The sequence below is a fragment of the Candidatus Levibacter sp. Uisw_134_01 genome (assembly GCF_047717795.1).
Taxonomy (GTDB): Bacteria; Pseudomonadota; Alphaproteobacteria; order Puniceispirillales; family Marisalimonadaceae; genus Marisalimonas.
In genome coordinates this window covers 657186-673241 of record NZ_CP159808.1, presented here as the reverse complement: position 1 = coordinate 673241, position 16056 = coordinate 657186, and the positions used below count along the sequence as shown (strand labels likewise).

Here is a 16056-nt window from a genome sequence, read left to right as displayed (position 1 = left end):
AGTTTATTAAATGCAAGTTTCTATTCTCGAACAATCAGTAGCTGTTGAGGGCAAACCTCAACATATCACAATTCAAGATAGTATTAACTTAGCAAAAAAAGCTGAAGAACTTGGTTATAAAAGATTTTGGGTATCTGAACATCATAACCATCCATCAATAATAGGTACTGCACCTGAAATTTTGATGGCGGCTATTGCCACTCAAACAAAAAATATAAGAATTGGAAGTGCAGGCATAATGTTACCTCACTATTCTCCCTTCAAAGTTGCAGAACAATTTAGAGTTTTGGAAGCAATTGCACCTAACAGAATAGATTTAGGTCTTGGAAGAGCACCAGGTTCGGATGGAAGAACAGCTTTAGCATTAAATCCTAACAGCAGAAATGACAGCGAACAATTTCCTGGTCACGTAAGAGATCTAATGGCATGGGTATCGAATGAAACATTATTAGAAGGTCATCCATTTAGACATTTAGTTGCTCAGCCCACCTCTGATACAAGTCCAGAAATTTGGATGCTTGGAACATCTAATTATGGAGCACAATTAGCTGCATATTTGGGCATACCTTATTGCTTTGCACACTTTATAACAGATGGCTCAGGTATTAAAGAGGCTATAAAAATTTATAAATCAGAATTTCGTCCAAATAATAAGTTAAAAGAACCATTAGTTAACGTATGCTTATGGGCACTAACTGCTAAAACTCAGGAGGAAGCTAAATACCTTTTTGCATCTAGGGCAGCTTGGAAAATAGGAAGAAACTTTGGTCACCTTGGACCTATTACAGATCCAGATAACGCTCTTAATATTATTCATGATAATAATTGGAAAGAACAATATGAATTAATGTTTTCAGACGCGATTGTCGGAGAAGTTGATTTTACAAAGAATAAAATAAAAGAACTAGTTAAAAAAAATGATATTGATGAAATTGCAATATTAAGCTGGTGCCATAATGAGGCATCAAGAGTAAAATCATATGAGTTGTTTGCAGAAGCGTTTAGCCTTAATTCAAGTCAACATCATCAAAAAAACTTGTCATTAAATTAAATTAAAATATAAGTAGATTTATTTAGAGATTTTTGGAGTATAATTTGACTTTTATCAAAGAAACAATGTTTAAATTCAAATTATTATTAATTTTCCCATTTTTCCTATCATTAACAGGATGCTTTCAGACAGATATGAAACAATTTGAAAACAACAAACCTAAGTTAGATTTATTTGCTTTTTTTGAAGGCGAAACTATAGCATATGGAATTTTTGAAGATAGATTTGGAAACTTAAAAAGACAATTCAGAGTTAATATCAAAGGAAAAATTGATAATAAAACTCTTACATTAGATGAAGATTTTTTATATGACGATGGAGAAAAAGCTAAGCGAATATGGACGATCAAAAAACAAATAGATAGCAATGATAATAAAGTCATCTATGTTGGGAATGCAGATGACGTGGAAGGCAAGGCTTCTGGATCAATATCAGGTAACACACTCAATTGGACATATGATATTTATTTAAATATTAAGGGCAGTAATATTAAAGTTCACTTTAATGATTGGATCTATCAACAAAGCGAAGATCTAGCAATCAACAGAGCTTACGTGAGCAAATTTGGTATTAATATAGGATCAGTAACATTAGTGTTTTTAAGAGGGAAAACTGCTGACAAAATTGGATCTTTAAATTTGAAAAATTGGTAAACTTCAGCATGTTTTTTAAGTATTTTTTTGCTATGTTAATAGCCTTAAATCTTAGTCAAGTCTATGCAGAAAATAAAAAAGATTATCTAAAAAATCAGACAACCATAAATATCTTAGAAAAGAACTTCACAACTTATAAATTAGTTGGGAAGGCTAAATATACATATTTTTTATTGGATATTTATGATGCTAAGCTTTTGTCAGAAACGGGGAAAATTGAAAAAAATAAGTTTGCATTAATTTTAGAATACAACAGAGATATTTCAAAAGAAAATGTTGTTAAAGAAACTATAAAACAAATACAGATGCAAAAAGATTTGAAAAAACAAGATCTCAAGGATTTAGATACTTTACTAAATAAAGCTTTTAGAGAAATTAAAAAAAATGATGTTTTTATTGGTATAAAAAATAGAAACAATGCTTTATTTTACTTTAATAAAGAAAAAGTTCTTGAGACACAGGACATAGAGTTTATTGATTTATTTTTCAACATTTGGCTTAGAAAAAATAGTCAGAACCCTGATTTTACAAAAACTCTTTTAGGACAAAAAAATTAAAGGAAATAGACAATGCGATTAAGTGCATTTTTTTTTGAAATTATTCCTTTAACTGGTTTTTTTATAAGCACTCAATATTTTAATTTAATAATTGCAGCTATTATTACACTGATCTTGAGTCTTTTCGTTATGTTAACTTTTTATATTATAGAAAAAAGAATTTCTAAGTTTCAGATATTTGCAATATTTATGTCAGCCTTATTTACCTTATTTGCATATTGGTTTGATAACGACCAATTTGTAAAGATACAACCAACTATATTTAATGGGTTTTTTAGTTTTGTTTTATTAGTAGGAATTGTTAATAAGAAAGCAATGATGAAACAGTTTTTTGGTTCGCAATTTTTTCTAAATGATGAGACTTGGTTTAAATTAAGTTTTAGATGGGGAATGTTTTTTTTATTTCTTACTATAATAAATGAATTGGCTTGGAGAAATTTAATCACAGAAGATTGGATTTTTGTAAAAGTGTTTGTATTAACACCTTTAATTGGACTTTTTATGCTAGCTCAACTTCCAATTACTCTAAAAGGACGAATTAAAAATAAATAATGCATCTAACATAATAGTATTGAATGCATCTAACATAATAGTATTGATATAGTAACAATCTTAATATGAGTGGAGAGCTTTAATGGGAATAAAAATTACAGATATTATTATTCATATAATAAAATCAGAATTAGATGTTCCTTTTGCTTTTTCTCAAGGTTGGGTAAATAAACGCTCTGCCACACTTGTAGAAATAAAAACTAGTGATGGACTTTCAGGTTGGGGAGAAGCTTTTTGTCAAGGTTTAGAACCGCCAGAAATATCCGCGGCAGTTATAAGTTCAGCTCTGAAACCTCTATTGTTAAATCAATCTCCCTTAGATATAGAAGTGCTATGGCACAAAATGTATAATGCTACTAGAGACTTTGGAAGAAAAGGGTCAGTCATTTCTGGGATAAGCGCAATTGATATTGCGTTATGGGACATTGCTGGTCAGTTTTACAACCAACCGATTTATCAATTGCTTGGAGGAGCATTCAGAAAAGAAATCAAACCTTATGCGACAGGTTTTTATAGAATTAAAGGTCAAGGAGAAGCTAAAAGATTAGCAGAAGAGGCTGTTACACATTTTGAAAATGGATTTGACCATATGAAAGTTAAATTAGGCTTTGGTTTAAAAGATGATGTTGAATGCATGCAAGCTATTAAAAATGTATTAGCTGGTAAAGACGTAACTCTAATGATTGATACAAATCATGCCTATGGAACCTCAGAAGCTTTACAATTGGGACAAGCCCTTAGAGACTACGAACTTAGATGGTACGAAGAACCAGTAGTACCAGAAAATGTTAATGGCTATGTTGAGTTAAGATCTAAATTACATACTCCTATTGCAGGAGGAGAGAACGAACATACTCTTTTTGGGTTTAGGAATTTATTTGAAAATGGCGCAGTTGATATTGCTCAACCTGATATTGGTTCGTGTGGAGGCATAACTGCTACAAAGCATATAATTAATCTCGCTCATAGCTTTGGAATAGAAGTCAACCCACATGTATGGGGATCTGCTATTGCTCAAGCAGCCTCTATTCAAGTTATTGCATCAATTCCTACAACTCACCACTCTATTTTTGCTCGTTCACCTATTTTAGAGTATGATCAATCTAGTCATCCTTTTAGAAGAGAGTTGTTAAATAATCCGTTTAATTTAAAAGATGGCATGATCAATGTTTCTTTACAACCTGGCTTAGGCATAGATGTCAATATGGACACTATAAAAAAATATAAAACTAATTAAAAAGTTTATAGGGGTCTAAATTTTAATATGATTGAACTTCTTGATCCAATAATTAAATCACACAAAATAAATATTTCAACGGGACTAAACGTCCATTATTTAGAAGCCTCCTTAGAAAAATATAATAATAAAAATCAACCTGTAATACTTCTACTGCATGGATTTCCGGAGTTAAGTTTTAGTTGGCGAAAAATTATGCCTACACTTGCAAAAGAAGGTTTTAAGGTTGTTGCTCCTGATATGAGAGGTTATGGATTAACGTCAGGTGGAGCAAAAAATTATAACAGCAATATTTCTGAGTATAGGTTAATGAGCCTTAGTACAGATATCATTAGTTTTATTAGTTCTCTGGAAATCAATAGAATAGACTTGTTAGTTGGACATGATGCAGGTTCTTCTGTTGCAGGAGTTTCAGCTATGATAAGGCCTGACATATTTAGATCTGTTGTTATGATGAGTGCTCCATATACAGGTGCACCTGATATTAAAACAGATTTGTTTGTTGAGGATTCAATTCATCATGATTTAGAAAATTTACAAACGCCCAGAAAACATTACCAGTGGTACTACTCAACGCCCGAAGCAAATAAAGACATGCATCTAGAACAAAAAGAATTACATAAATTTCTTAGAGCTTATTATCACATGAAAAGTGCTGACTGGGTAGATAACAATCCTTATGAATTAGGATCTTGGACTGCAGAAAATTTAGCTAAAATGCCTGAGTATTATATCATGAAATCTAATGAAAATATGGTTCAAGCTGTTATGCCACATTTCCCCAAAAACCGTGATTTTGATAATTGGTTAAGTGATGAGGAGTTAGATGTTTACGCGAGCAGCTTTTTTAAAAATTCTTTTCAACCTGCCCTCAACTGGTATAGATGCATGACTTCACCAATTCAAAATAATGATTTAAAGATTTTTTCTAATAAAAAAATTGAAGTGCCTTCTTGTTTTATTGCCGGAGAGAAAGACTGGGGAATATTCCAAAAGCCTGGTGCTATAGAAAAAATGGAAAATAGTTTATGCATAAATTATTGTGGTAGACATATACTTAAAAATGCAGGACATTGGGTCCAACAAGAAAACCCTAATGATGTTTTAAAAATATTATTAGATTTTTACAAAAATAAATAATTATATTTAGGAAATATTTTGAACTTTTCTTTATCTGGAAACCTTTTCAAGGGTATAGGAATTGCCAGTATTGGTGCATTAATTTTATCACCTGATGTTCTTTTCATGAGATGGTCTGAAATGGATGTATGGTCAATGTTAACTTGGAGAGGAATTGAGATGGGTATCATCTTAATTTTATTTTCAAGTTGTTTTAAGGTTTTTAGAGACAATTTTAAAAATATTTTTTCCCCTGTTGGTTTTGGTATAATTTGTTGCCAAATAATCAGTTCATTCTTTTTTACTTATGGTATTGCTGAAACTTCTGCTTCTTTAATATTATTCACTTTAGCTACGTCACCTATTTTTGCCTCTATATTCTCCATATTTATACTTGGTGAGAAAACAAACAACTCTACTTGGATCACAGCTTGTCTCGCTCTAATAGGTGTTGGTATTTCTGTAGCCAATGGAGATAACGTTCTCAATGCACCAGAAGGAAGCGTTCTAATAGGAACTATATGTGGAATAGGAGCAGCAGCTTCATTGGGCTTAAGCTTAGTTTTATTAAGATACCAACCAAATATTCCAGCAATGACAGTTACAGGAATAAGCGCTTTGGGTAATGGTTTTATTGGCTTGCTAATAGTATCGCCTGGTTTGCTTTTCCAGGGTGATATATTATCTATTTCATTATCTGGATTAATTATATTACCAATATCATTTGCTTGCTTAACTTTTGCAACACGTTATACACAAGCTTCAAATATTGGCCTTTTAATGTTGTTAGAAACTGCTCTTGGACCATTTTGGGTTTGGTTAGGAACAAATGAAACACCTAATCTATTTATGATTTCTGGAGGAGTTATTGTTATTTTAAGTCTTGCTTGGTATATTTTAGTTGATCAAATTAAAATTTCTTTACCTAAATGATTTTATTTTAAATATTGAAAAATTAAGTTTGATCTGATTTGTTTTGTTCCCTCTTCAAGATTACTAGTTGATTTCCACCCCCACACAGGTCCAGGCCATGCCGGATCGTCTTTATTTCTTAACACTAAATGTAAGTGTAACTGTGAAACAACATTTCCTAACATGCCAATATTAACCTTATCAAAATTTTGGACTGACTTTATATAGTTACCAAGATCAACTGCAAAATTTAATAATTCATTTCTTTCGTCAACTTCTAAGTCACTTAATTCAATTAAATTTGACTTGATAGGAATAAGAAGTACCCAAAAGAATTCTTGAACATTCATCAATCTAATTTGAAAGTTTTTTATTTCATGCATAAAAAAACTATCGTTCTCTAATCTGTTATCTAATTTAAACACTTCAAATTCCTTTTTAATTCATCTAACTTTATATTGTCATACATCATGTTAATAAGTAACGATTTTTATAAGAAGGATATTCCAATGGCAACTGAAACAAATATTTCAATTAATCAAGACAGACTCTGGGATAGTTTAATGACGATGGCAAAAATTGGACCTGGTATAGCAGGAGGTAATAACAGACAAACTGTTACATTAGAAGATGGCGATGCAAGGAAATTATTTCAAAAATGGTCTGAAGAAGCTGGAATGACCATGAAAGTTGATGAATTAGGGTCAATGTTTTTAAAAAGGGAAGGAACTGACAAGAATGCTCTTCCAGTTGTTATTGGAAGTCATTTAGATACTCAACCTACTGGTGGGAAATATGACGGTGTACTTGGCGTTCTAGCTGGATTAGAAATAGTAAGAACTCTTAATGACTTAAATATTCAAACAAAACATCCAATAATGATAGTTAATTGGACAAATGAGGAAGGTTCTCGATTTCCACCAGCGATGATGGCATCAGCTGGTTATGCAGGCATATACGACGTAAAAACTCTTTTATCTGCCGAAGATGCAGAAGGAAATATTTTTGGAGAAGAACTGAATAAAATTGGCTGGAAAGGATCTGAAAAGGTAGGAGAGCAAAAAATTCATTGTTATTATGAATTACATATTGAACAAGGACCTATCCTGGAAACTGAAGAAATAGATATTGGTGTTGTAACACATGGACAAGGTTTAAAATGGCTAGAAGTAGAACTTTCAGGAACTGAACAACACACAGGAACCACTCCTATGCACGTTAGAAAAGACACATCATTAGCAATGTCTGAAATAATTTTAGCTGTTAATAATATTGCTAATAAAAACCAACCTAATGCGCTTGGAAGTGTTGGTCATATTGAGGTCTCACCAAACTCAAGAAACGTTATTGCTGGTCAGTCAATCTTTACTATCGATTTTAGATCTCCTGATATTGAAAAACTTAATAAAATGGAAAGTGAATTAAAATTACTAGCGATAGACATATGTAAAAAATATAAAGTTAATTTTAATATGAAACAAATAGGAGGATTTGACCCTGTTACGTTTGATAAAGATTGTTTAACCAATATTAGAAAAAGTGCTGAAAAATTTGGTTATACATATAAAGACATAGTTTCTGGAGCAGGTCATGATGCTTGTTGGATAAATAGTGTTGCTCCATCTGCTATGATAATGTGTCCATGTGTTGATGGATTAAGTCACAATGAAGCTGAAGAAATTAAGCCTCATTGGGCAGGATCAAGTACTAATGTATTACTGCACGCAGCTATAGCTTCAGCAAGTTAAGTTTCAAGAGGTATTAATTAGTGGGTATCGATTAAGTTTAAACCTGCACCATTTTCAGCATTGGTTGCATTTTGTCTAAGTAGAGAAAATAAATTTCTACCAAAACTTCTTTGATCATTTCTATCATTAGGAAATTTTGACGCTCTATCTTCATAATTTTCATTTAAATTTATATGACCAGAAACAGCGTCAATTTCTATTTCATCTCCATCTTTTATTTTTCCAATTACTCCATTATCCATTGCCTCAGGAGTTATATGAATGGCAGCAGGTACTTTCCCCGAAGCTCCAGACATTCTGCCGTCTGTTAATAATGCTACTTTAAAACCCAAATCCTGAATATTTGATAGTATTGGAGTAAGAGCATGTAATTCCGGCATACCATTAGCCTTTGGACCTTGAAAACGAACTACAATTACCACATCTCTATTCAACAAACCTTTATCATAAGCCTCCTTAACATCTATTTGATTGTCAAAAACCATTGCTGGAGCTTTTATTTTTTGTTGATCCATGTTTACTGCTGAAATTTTAATTACGCCTCTACCAATATTTCCTTTTAACATTTTTAATCCGCCATTTTTTTGATGAGGGTCTTTAGTGCTTTTTAAAATATTACTGTCAAATGATTTAGATTTAGATTTATTCCAAACTAATTTAGAGTTCTTTAATGTTGGTTCTGAAATATAATCAAATAGATTATCTCCCCATACAGTTCTAGCTGTTCCATCTAACAAGCCTGCATCCAGCAATTCTCCAATGACAAAGCTCATACCACCAGCAGCATGAAATTGATTAACGTCAGCATTGCCATTTGGATACACTCTAGCTAATAAAGGTGTAATTTCAGAAAGATCTGAAAAATCTTCCCATAATAACTTTATTCCTGCTGCTGCAGCCATAGCTGGTAAGTGCAGAGTATGATTTGTAGATCCTCCAGTTGCATGTAATCCAACAATGGCATTAACAAAACTTCTTTCATCTATAATTTTACCTATTGGCCTTATGTCTTTGCCTTTTCTAGAAATTGATATAGCTTGCTTCGTGGCAACAACGTTATATGCGTTTCTTAAATCACTATGAGGATGAACGAATGCAGAACCTGGTATGTGTAGCCCCATAATTTCCATTAACATTTGGTTTGAATTTGCCGTTCCAAAAAACGTACAGGTACCTTCTCCATGATAAGCAGAAATTTCAGCTTTAAGTAATTCTTCCCTTGTAGCATCACCTTTTGCAAAAGCTTTTCTAACAAGGTTTTTTTCTTCATTAGTAATTCCAGTTGACATTGGTCCTGCTGGAACAAATATCACAGGTAAATGCCCAAACGATAAAGCACCTATTAAAAGTCCAGGTACTATTTTATCACACACACCAAGACATAACGCAGCGTCATAAACCCCATGGCTTAAAGACACAGCAGTAGACATTGCGATAACGTCTCGAGACATTAATGACAATTCCATTCCAGGTCTACCTTGCGTTACCCCGTCACACATGGCAGGAACCATCCCAGCGATTTGAGCTGTTGCACCAAATTGAGTGGCTGCAGCTTTTATTACTTTTGGAAAATGTTCGAATGGTTTGTGGGCTGAAAGCATATCATTGTAAGATGAAACAATACCTATATTTGGTTTAGTATTCATCAAAATAGAATTTTTTTCATCTGATGGTGCCGCTGCGGCAGCATGCGCCATATTTGAACAGGAAACAAAATTTCTATCTGTATCATTATCGTGTTCCATGGAAGTTATGTTATTTAAATACTTTTGTCTTGAACTCAAACTTCGCTTGGCTATTCTTTTAGTCACTTCAATAATTTTTAGATGAAGATTACTCATCTATTTTCTCAATCAAAAAATTTTCATTTCTATTTTTTAAAAGATAGTGAATTGGTAATTTATTATTATTAATGGCTTCATCAAGAACCTTAAGTTTTGATTTTCCTTTGACTAATAAAACAATCATTTCACTGTTTAAAATTAATGATAAATTCATCGTTATTCTGGGAAGAAACGGGTTTCCTTGAGATGCTGTTTTAAAAATTTTGAATTTTGCATCAGTATTAAATGCATCAAAATCGTCAATCATATCAGGAAACAATGATGCAAAATGACCATCTTCACCCATTCCAAGTAGGGATACATCAAATGGCATTTTAAAAAAATTTGACTTTGTAATTAAATCTTCTGTTAAAGGAAAAAATTGTGCTGCTTTTGCCTTACTCTTCAAAAAATAATTTAATATTAAATTTTGATTACTATCTCTATTGTTAGCCTCTACTAATCTATCGTCCACTAAAGTAACTTGAACTTTTGACCAAGGAAGATCAATGTTTGAAAGTTCTTGAAATATTTTTATTGGGCTACTCCCACCTGACAATACTAAACTTGCTGTTCCTAAACTTTTTATAGAAGAGTTTAATCTATCAGAAATTGATTTAACGGCACTCATTTGTCTTCTTCTTGTGGATCAATCCATTGATGACCATTTGTTGATAAAATATTATCTTCAGGCCCCATAGTGCCTTCTATGTATAATTGTGGTCTATCTAAGGTAGCTTTTTCTAAAATTGGATCTATGTAATCCCAAGCGGCTAAAACCTCATCTAACCTCATAAATAATGTTTGATTACCTCTAGCAACATCCATTAATAATCGTTCATAAGCGTCAGGTAATCTATCAGAAAAAGTTTCTCCGAATGATAAATTTAATTCGGAGGGAAAAAATCTCATTCCACCGGGGCCTGGTGCTTTTGATGTAAGTTTTAGCTTAAGGCCTTCTTGGGGTTGCACTCTAATTATTAGCCTATTGGGGGTATCTTCTTCTTTACCTTCTTTTATTTTAGAAAATATATCATGTGGCTTTTTCTTAAAGGTAATAACAATTTCACTAGCCCTAGTAGATAATTTTTTTCCTGTTCTTACATAAAAAGGAACACCAGCCCAACGCCAATTATCAATATCAACTTTAAGTGATATAAATGTCTCAGTACTTGAGACTTTGCCAAGCTCATTTTCATAACTTTGATATTGTCCAGTTTGCATATCTTTGTTATCTAATACTCTTAGAGACTTTAATACTCTTAACTTTTCGTCTCTTACCTGATCTGCTTCAAAATATGATGGTGGCTCCATTGCAACTAGGCAAATTAATTGTAATAAATGATTTTGAAGCATATCTCTAATTGCACCATATTCATTATAGTATGAAATTCTATCTGCTACCCCAATAGATTCTGCAACAGTGATTTGCACATTATCAATATTTTTATTATTCCACTGATTTTCAAAAAAAGTATTTGCAAATCTGAGAGCCATTAAATTTTGAACAGTCTCTTTTCCTAAATAATGGTCAATCCTATAAATTTGATGTTCTTCGAAATATTGAGCAAATTGATTATTTATCTCAATCGCAGATGATTTGTTATGTCCTATTGGTTTTTCAACTACAAGCCTGCTTTGTGGTAAATTTAGACCTTCTTTATTTATTAAATTACAGGCTTTTCCGAATAAACTAGAAGATATAGCTAAATAAAATATAAATGGCCTGCTTGTACCAATTTTGTTTGTTAAAATTGAAGATAACTCAGAAGAACCTTGTCCTGAAACTACATCTAAATTAACGATAGTTAATAAATTTAAAAAATTATTCCAATGTATTTTGTTCTCAGGTTTGTCTTCAATAGCTTCTTGGCAATGAGGTATAAGTTTAGACTCAAGTTCGTCAATATTAATTTTAGAACGAACACATACAATAATTCCGGATTTGTTATTTATTTGATTATCTAAAAATCTCCAAAACAACGCTGGTATTATTTTTCTTACAGAAAGATCTCCTGAACCTCCAATTATTACAAAGTCGCTTGGAATTAATTGAGCTGTTTCTGGTATATTTGTTTTCATAATATTAGTTTTGCTTTGTTTTTAATTAAATCTCGATTTAGGGATTTTGTATTTTTTCATTTAATTCTTTGACCAGTTTTAGGATCAAAGTATGTCACTTTTTGTAAGTTGAAAGAAAATTTAACTTTAGAACCAATTTTTACGTCTGTTTCAGAATGAAAGCGTGCAGTAACTTCTTTATTCCCCAACTTTGTAACAACAAACGTGTCTGAACCTGCTGGCTCAATTATATCAACTTTAGAAGAGATATATTGAAAATTAGAATCTTTTTTTGAACCGTTTTCAGTAATATTTTCTGGCCTTACCCCTATAATAATATCTTTTGGCAATTTTAATTTACTTTTTTCTATTAGAGTTGCAGTTGAACCGTCTTCCAATTTAATTTCTATTTTAATATGATCTTTTTCTTTTTTTGTTGTTGCTCCAATAAGGTTCATTGCCGGGGATCCCATAAAATCTGCAACAAATATATTTTCTGGATAGTTATAAATTTCAAAAGGTGTTCCAATTTGTTGAATAAATCCATCTTTCATAACAACTATCTTAGTTGCTAATGTCATTGCCTCAATTTGATCATGCGTTACATAAACCATTGAAGCACCAAGGTCATAATGGAGTCTTTTAATTTCAGTTCTCATTTCAACTCTTAATTTTGCATCAAGATTAGATAGGGGTTCATCGAACAAGAATAATTTTGGGTTTCTTACTAAAGCCCTACCCATAGCAACCCTTTGTCTTTGTCCACCCGATAGTTGACTTGGTTTTCTTTTAAGAAGATTTTCTATTTGTAATTGTTTAGCAACCTCGTTTAATTTCTTCTTTTGTATTTCTTCAGAAATACCTCTTACTTTCATTCCAAAAGTGATATTTTTTTCAACTGTCATAGTTGGATAAAGAGCATAAGACTGAAATACCATGGCAATATCTCTATCTTTAGGGGCCACTTCTGACATGTCCTTATTATTGATAGAGATTTCTCCACCATTAATTTTTTCTAAACCTGCTATACAGTTTAATAGAGTTGACTTCCCACACCCAGAAGGGCCAACTAAAACTAGAAAGTCTCCTTTATCTATATTAATATTTATGTCATTTAAGACAGAAATTTTTCCAAAATTTTTGTTAACATCTTTTATTTTTAAAATAGATGACATTATTTTATCCCTTTACAGATCCTGCAGTTAAACCACGTATAAAATATTTTCCAGCAAATATATAAACTAACAAGGTAGGCATAGCTGCAATAATTGCTGCAGCCATATCAACATTATATTCCTTAACTCCGGTCGTTGAGTTAACTATATTATTTAAAGCAACTGTTATAGGTTGTGTACCAGCTTCACTAAAAGAAACTCCAAATAAAAAATCATTCCAAATTTGCGTGAATTGCCAAATAACAGTTACCACTATAATTGGTAGAGACAATGGAAGAAAAATAGACCAAAATATCCTTAAGAAAGTAGCTCCATCCATTTTAGCGGCTTTAACTAATTCGCTTGGAATATTTACATAATAATTTCTAAAAAATAGCGTTGTGAAACCAATACCATATATTACGTGAACAAAAATTAAACCTGAGATACTTCCTGCTAAATCCATTAAACCTAACACTCTAGCCATTGGCAGAAGAACAACTTGAAAAGGAATAAAACAACCAAACAGCATTAATGCAAAAATCATGTTTGCTCCTTTAAATCGCCATTGCGCAACAACATAACCATTTATTGCACCTATCAAGGTTGAAATAAAAACAGCTGGTATGGCTATAAAAATAGAGTTCCAAAAATAAGGCTTTAGCCCCTCACACTGAATGCCAGTGCATGCAGAAGACCAGGCTGTACCCCAAGCCTCAAAAGTAATATTTCTGGGTAAAGCTACCAAACTTCCAGTTCTTATTTCTTCTAAACTTTTTAAAGACGTTGTTATCATTACAAATAATGGAAGGAGATAATACAACACAAAAACAGATAAGAAAAAATACAACAATATCCTTAATATTAAATTGGTATAGTTAATCCCATTAGTATTATTGATCATTTTTATTCCTTAATTCTGAATATAAATAAGGAACAACTACTGCAAAAACCACCAACATCATTATAATTGCTGAGCTCGCTGCTTGACCTATATCTCCGCGAGAAAAGGCCATTGTATACATATAAGTAGCTGGAAGATCTGTTGCATAGCCAGGCCCCCCTCCTGTTAAAGCAATTACAAGATCAAAGCTTTTTATCGCTAAATGAGCTAACACTATGAAAGCTGAAAGAAAAATTGGCGCCATAGACGGAATTATTATTGCAGAATAAATTTTAAAAGTAGGTACACCATCAACTTGAGCAGCCTTAATTATCTCTTGATCAACAGATCTTAACCCTGCTAGGAAGAGAGCCATAACAAATCCTGAGGCTTGCCAAACTCCAGCAATAACGACAGTATAAATTGCAAAATCCGGATTTATCACCCAATCAAACGTAAAGTTTGTAAAACCCCAACTTTTAACGACTGCCTCCAAACCCAAACCCGGATTTAAAATCCATTTCCAAGCTGTACCAGTTACAATCAAAGATAAAGCCATTGGATATAAATAAATAGTTCTTAACGCACCTTCGATACGTATTTTTTGGTCAAGAAATATTGCAATCAGCAGTCCCAAAAACATTGATATTAGAATAAATAAAAATCCAAAAATAAATAAATTATCAATGGCTACATCCCATCTTGGGGAGTCGAATAACCTGTCATATTGAATAAAACCAACAATATCATATTTTGGCATAAGTCTTGACTTGGTAAATGATATCCAAGCAGTCCATGCAATAAAACCATATACAAATAAAATTATTGCAAGGAATGAAGGTCCTAAGACAATCTTAGGTAAGTGTTTTTCAAGCCAATTTGACATTGTCAATTCCAAAAAAAATAACTGTTCCCAAAGTTAATTGGAAACAGTTATTTAACTTTTATTTATTTACTGTTGTCAATTGCCTTTACAAGCATTGCTACAGCATCTTTTGAAGACATTTTAGAATTAAAATGTGCTGTTACTGTATCTGTAATAGCTCCGGCTTGTGCACCTCTTAAAGCCATTCCATGAGCATAACTTGGTAACAAAGTACCCCCAACTGAACTTGCATTCATGTCAGCAGCAGATACGTGTGCACAATGATCAAACTCATTAAGACTTACATCTGTTCTCGCAGGAATTGATCCTTTGTTAAGATTAAAAACTTTTTGAAAGTTTTTTCCAACAATTAATTTTGCAAGAAGTTTTTGACCGTCTTGACGCTCAGAACCTTTTACCTTGAACATAGCAAAGCTATCTACATTGTATAAAAACCCTTCACCAGGTGTAGATGCACATAAAAAATCTTTACCAGGAACTTTACCGGCAGCTAAAAACTCACCTTTAGCCCAGTCACCCATGATTTGGAAAGCTGCTTCACCATTCATGACCATTGCAGTTGCTAGGTTCCAATCTCTTCCAGAAAAGTTCTTGTCAACAAAGCCACGCATAATTCTCATTTGATCAAAAACTTTAATCATAGTGTCTGATTGTAAAGCTTTTTTATCTAGTTTTACAAAAGCATCGTGAAAGAAATTTGCTCCACCTATTCCAAGTGCAACTGCTTCAAAAACAGTAGCATCTTGCCATGCTTGACCACCATGAGCTAAAGGAATAATTCCTTTTGCTTGTAATGCTCTAGCTGTAGCATTAAATTCGTCCCATGTTTTTGGCATACCAAAACCGTTTGAAGAAAGTACAGATGCGTTAGCCCATATCCAATCAATTCTATGAACATTAACAGGTGCAGCACACCACTTTCCTTCACATTTCATATGACCTGCTATTGATGCAGGAAGCACTTTGGACCAGTTATTCTTTTTTGCAACAGCACTTATATCAGCTAATGCACCTTCTTCATACCATTCTTGTATAGAGGGTCCTTTTAATTGAACTGCAGCAGGAGCATTGCCAGATAAAACTCGCGCTCTCAAAGCTGTCATAGCAGCATCACCACCACCACCAGCAACTGGCATATCAGTCCATGAACCACCATTTTCTGAAAATTCTTTTTGTAAAACCGCGACAGACTTAGCTTCACCACCAGATGTCCACCAGTGAAGCACCTCTGCCTTTGGACCAGCATAAGATACAGATGCTGTTAACGTAAATGAAGTTGCAACCGCTGCAACTACTAATTTTTTAAACATATGATTTCCCCATTTAAATTTAAAAGTTGAATTAACACTATTCATTTATTTTTTTTTTTAAACTTACAAATTAATCAAATCATTAAATTGTCTGTTTTTTTTTGTTCATT

Annotated in this window: 16 protein-coding genes; 8 read left to right on the top strand and 8 right to left on the bottom strand. The window is 32.5% G+C overall.

All coding sequences use genetic code 11. The annotated features are described in order from the left end of the window. The first annotated feature begins 10 nt into the window (after positions 1–10). The 7 genes from ABXT66_RS03640 (at position 11) to ABXT66_RS03610 (ending at position 6102) form a co-directional block, all read left to right on the top strand. Positions 11–1051 carry an LLM class flavin-dependent oxidoreductase gene (locus ABXT66_RS03640; RefSeq protein ID WP_443644304.1) on the top strand — a complete coding sequence of 347 codons (1041 nt, stop codon included), beginning with the start codon at positions 11–13 and terminating at the stop codon, positions 1049–1051. A 44-nt stretch (positions 1052–1095) separates the two neighbouring features. Continuing rightward, positions 1096–1704, top strand: coding sequence for a DUF3833 domain-containing protein (locus ABXT66_RS03635; RefSeq protein ID WP_443644303.1), 609 nt, complete (start codon positions 1096–1098; stop codon positions 1702–1704). An 8-nt stretch (positions 1705–1712) separates the two neighbouring features. After that, positions 1713–2261, top strand: coding sequence for a hypothetical protein (locus ABXT66_RS03630; RefSeq protein WP_443644302.1), 549 nt, complete (start codon positions 1713–1715; stop codon positions 2259–2261). Positions 2262–2273: 12 nt separating this feature from the next. Beyond that, entirely contained in the window at positions 2274–2813 is a 540-nt protein-coding gene (locus tag ABXT66_RS03625) for an inner membrane-spanning protein YciB (RefSeq protein ID WP_443644301.1), read from the top strand. A gap of 82 nt (positions 2814–2895) precedes the next feature. Next, positions 2896–4050 (top strand): mandelate racemase/muconate lactonizing enzyme family protein, encoded by a 1155-nt coding sequence (locus ABXT66_RS03620; RefSeq protein WP_443644300.1) that lies wholly within the window; start codon positions 2896–2898, stop codon positions 4048–4050. Positions 4051–4077: 27 nt separating this feature from the next. Beyond that, the gene (locus ABXT66_RS03615; RefSeq protein WP_443644299.1) at positions 4078–5190 is read left to right on the top strand and encodes an alpha/beta fold hydrolase; all 1113 of its coding nucleotides are present in this window, start codon (positions 4078–4080) and stop codon (positions 5188–5190) included. An 18-nt stretch (positions 5191–5208) separates the two neighbouring features. Further along, entirely contained in the window at positions 5209–6102 is an 894-nt protein-coding gene (locus ABXT66_RS03610) for a DMT family transporter (RefSeq protein ID WP_443644298.1), read from the top strand. Positions 6103–6104: 2 nt separating this feature from the next. Here ABXT66_RS03610 and ABXT66_RS03605 read toward each other — a convergent pair whose 3' ends face one another. Continuing rightward, on the bottom strand, positions 6105–6506 hold the full coding sequence (locus tag ABXT66_RS03605; protein ID WP_443644297.1) for an HIT family protein: 402 nt from the start codon (positions 6504–6506) through the stop codon (positions 6105–6107). Between the two features lie 84 nt (positions 6507–6590). Between ABXT66_RS03605 and ABXT66_RS03600 the strand changes: the two genes are divergently transcribed. Continuing rightward, on the top strand, positions 6591–7829 hold the full coding sequence (locus ABXT66_RS03600; protein WP_443644296.1) for a Zn-dependent hydrolase: 1239 nt from the start codon (positions 6591–6593) through the stop codon (positions 7827–7829). Positions 7830–7846: 17 nt separating this feature from the next. Here the strand turns inward: ABXT66_RS03600 and edd are convergent, their stop codons facing one another. The 7 genes from edd to ABXT66_RS03565 all read right to left on the bottom strand — a co-directional run bounded on the left by edd (position 7847) and on the right by ABXT66_RS03565 (position 15946). Beyond that, positions 7847–9670 carry a phosphogluconate dehydratase gene (edd, locus tag ABXT66_RS03595; protein ID WP_443644295.1) on the bottom strand — a complete coding sequence of 608 codons (1824 nt, stop codon included), beginning with the start codon at positions 9668–9670 and terminating at the stop codon, positions 7847–7849. Then, a complete protein-coding gene (gene pgl / locus ABXT66_RS03590; RefSeq protein ID WP_443644294.1) occupies positions 9663–10283 on the bottom strand; it encodes a 6-phosphogluconolactonase in 621 nt (206 codons plus the stop codon). The genes edd and pgl overlap by 8 nt, the downstream gene beginning before the upstream one ends. Further along, positions 10280–11734: a glucose-6-phosphate dehydrogenase gene (gene zwf, locus ABXT66_RS03585; RefSeq protein WP_443644293.1), complete on the bottom strand. Its 1455-nt coding sequence runs from the start codon at positions 11732–11734 to the stop codon at positions 10280–10282. Before zwf ends, pgl begins: the two co-directional genes overlap by 4 nt. Positions 11735–11790: 56 nt before the next feature. Beyond that, positions 11791–12888, bottom strand: a complete 1098-nt coding sequence (locus ABXT66_RS03580) for an ABC transporter ATP-binding protein (RefSeq protein ID WP_443644292.1) — start codon at positions 12886–12888, stop codon at positions 11791–11793. A gap of 4 nt (positions 12889–12892) precedes the next feature. After that, positions 12893–13771 (bottom strand): carbohydrate ABC transporter permease, encoded by an 879-nt coding sequence (locus tag ABXT66_RS03575; RefSeq protein WP_443644291.1) that lies wholly within the window; start codon positions 13769–13771, stop codon positions 12893–12895. Next, positions 13761–14636, bottom strand: a complete 876-nt coding sequence (locus ABXT66_RS03570) for a carbohydrate ABC transporter permease (RefSeq protein ID WP_443644290.1) — start codon at positions 14634–14636, stop codon at positions 13761–13763. The genes ABXT66_RS03575 and ABXT66_RS03570 overlap by 11 nt, the downstream gene beginning before the upstream one ends. Positions 14637–14698: 62 nt before the next feature. Beyond that, a complete protein-coding gene (locus ABXT66_RS03565; RefSeq protein ID WP_443644289.1) occupies positions 14699–15946 on the bottom strand; it encodes an ABC transporter substrate-binding protein in 1248 nt (415 codons plus the stop codon). Between the last annotated feature and the right edge of the window lie 110 nt (positions 15947–16056).

What these genes read in the sequence shown, in the direction of transcription:
- ABXT66_RS03640 (WP_443644304.1), top strand. Translation starts at nt 11, where the DNA reads ATGCAAGTTTCTATTCTCGAACAATCAGTAGCTGTTGAGGGCAAACCT.
- ABXT66_RS03630 (WP_443644302.1), top strand. Translation starts at nt 1,713, where the DNA reads ATGTTTTTTAAGTATTTTTTTGCTATGTTAATAGCCTTAAATCTTAGT.
- ABXT66_RS03625 (WP_443644301.1), top strand. Translation starts at nt 2,274, where the DNA reads ATGCGATTAAGTGCATTTTTTTTTGAAATTATTCCTTTAACTGGTTTT.
- ABXT66_RS03620 (WP_443644300.1), top strand. Translation starts at nt 2,896, where the DNA reads ATGGGAATAAAAATTACAGATATTATTATTCATATAATAAAATCAGAA.
- ABXT66_RS03615 (WP_443644299.1), top strand. Translation starts at nt 4,078, where the DNA reads ATGATTGAACTTCTTGATCCAATAATTAAATCACACAAAATAAATATT.
- ABXT66_RS03600 (WP_443644296.1), top strand. Translation starts at nt 6,591, where the DNA reads ATGGCAACTGAAACAAATATTTCAATTAATCAAGACAGACTCTGGGAT.
- edd (WP_443644295.1), bottom strand. Translation starts at nt 9,670, where the DNA reads ATGAGTAATCTTCATCTAAAAATTATTGAAGTGACTAAAAGAATAGCC.
- pgl (WP_443644294.1), bottom strand. Translation starts at nt 10,283, where the DNA reads ATGAGTGCCGTTAAATCAATTTCTGATAGATTAAACTCTTCTATAAAA.
- zwf (WP_443644293.1), bottom strand. Translation starts at nt 11,734, where the DNA reads ATGAAAACAAATATACCAGAAACAGCTCAATTAATTCCAAGCGACTTT.
- ABXT66_RS03580 (WP_443644292.1), bottom strand. Translation starts at nt 12,888, where the DNA reads ATGTCATCTATTTTAAAAATAAAAGATGTTAACAAAAATTTTGGAAAA.
- ABXT66_RS03575 (WP_443644291.1), bottom strand. Translation starts at nt 13,771, where the DNA reads ATGATCAATAATACTAATGGGATTAACTATACCAATTTAATATTAAGG.
- ABXT66_RS03570 (WP_443644290.1), bottom strand. Translation starts at nt 14,636, where the DNA reads ATGTCAAATTGGCTTGAAAAACACTTACCTAAGATTGTCTTAGGACCT.
- ABXT66_RS03565 (WP_443644289.1), bottom strand. Translation starts at nt 15,946, where the DNA reads ATGTTTAAAAAATTAGTAGTTGCAGCGGTTGCAACTTCATTTACGTTA.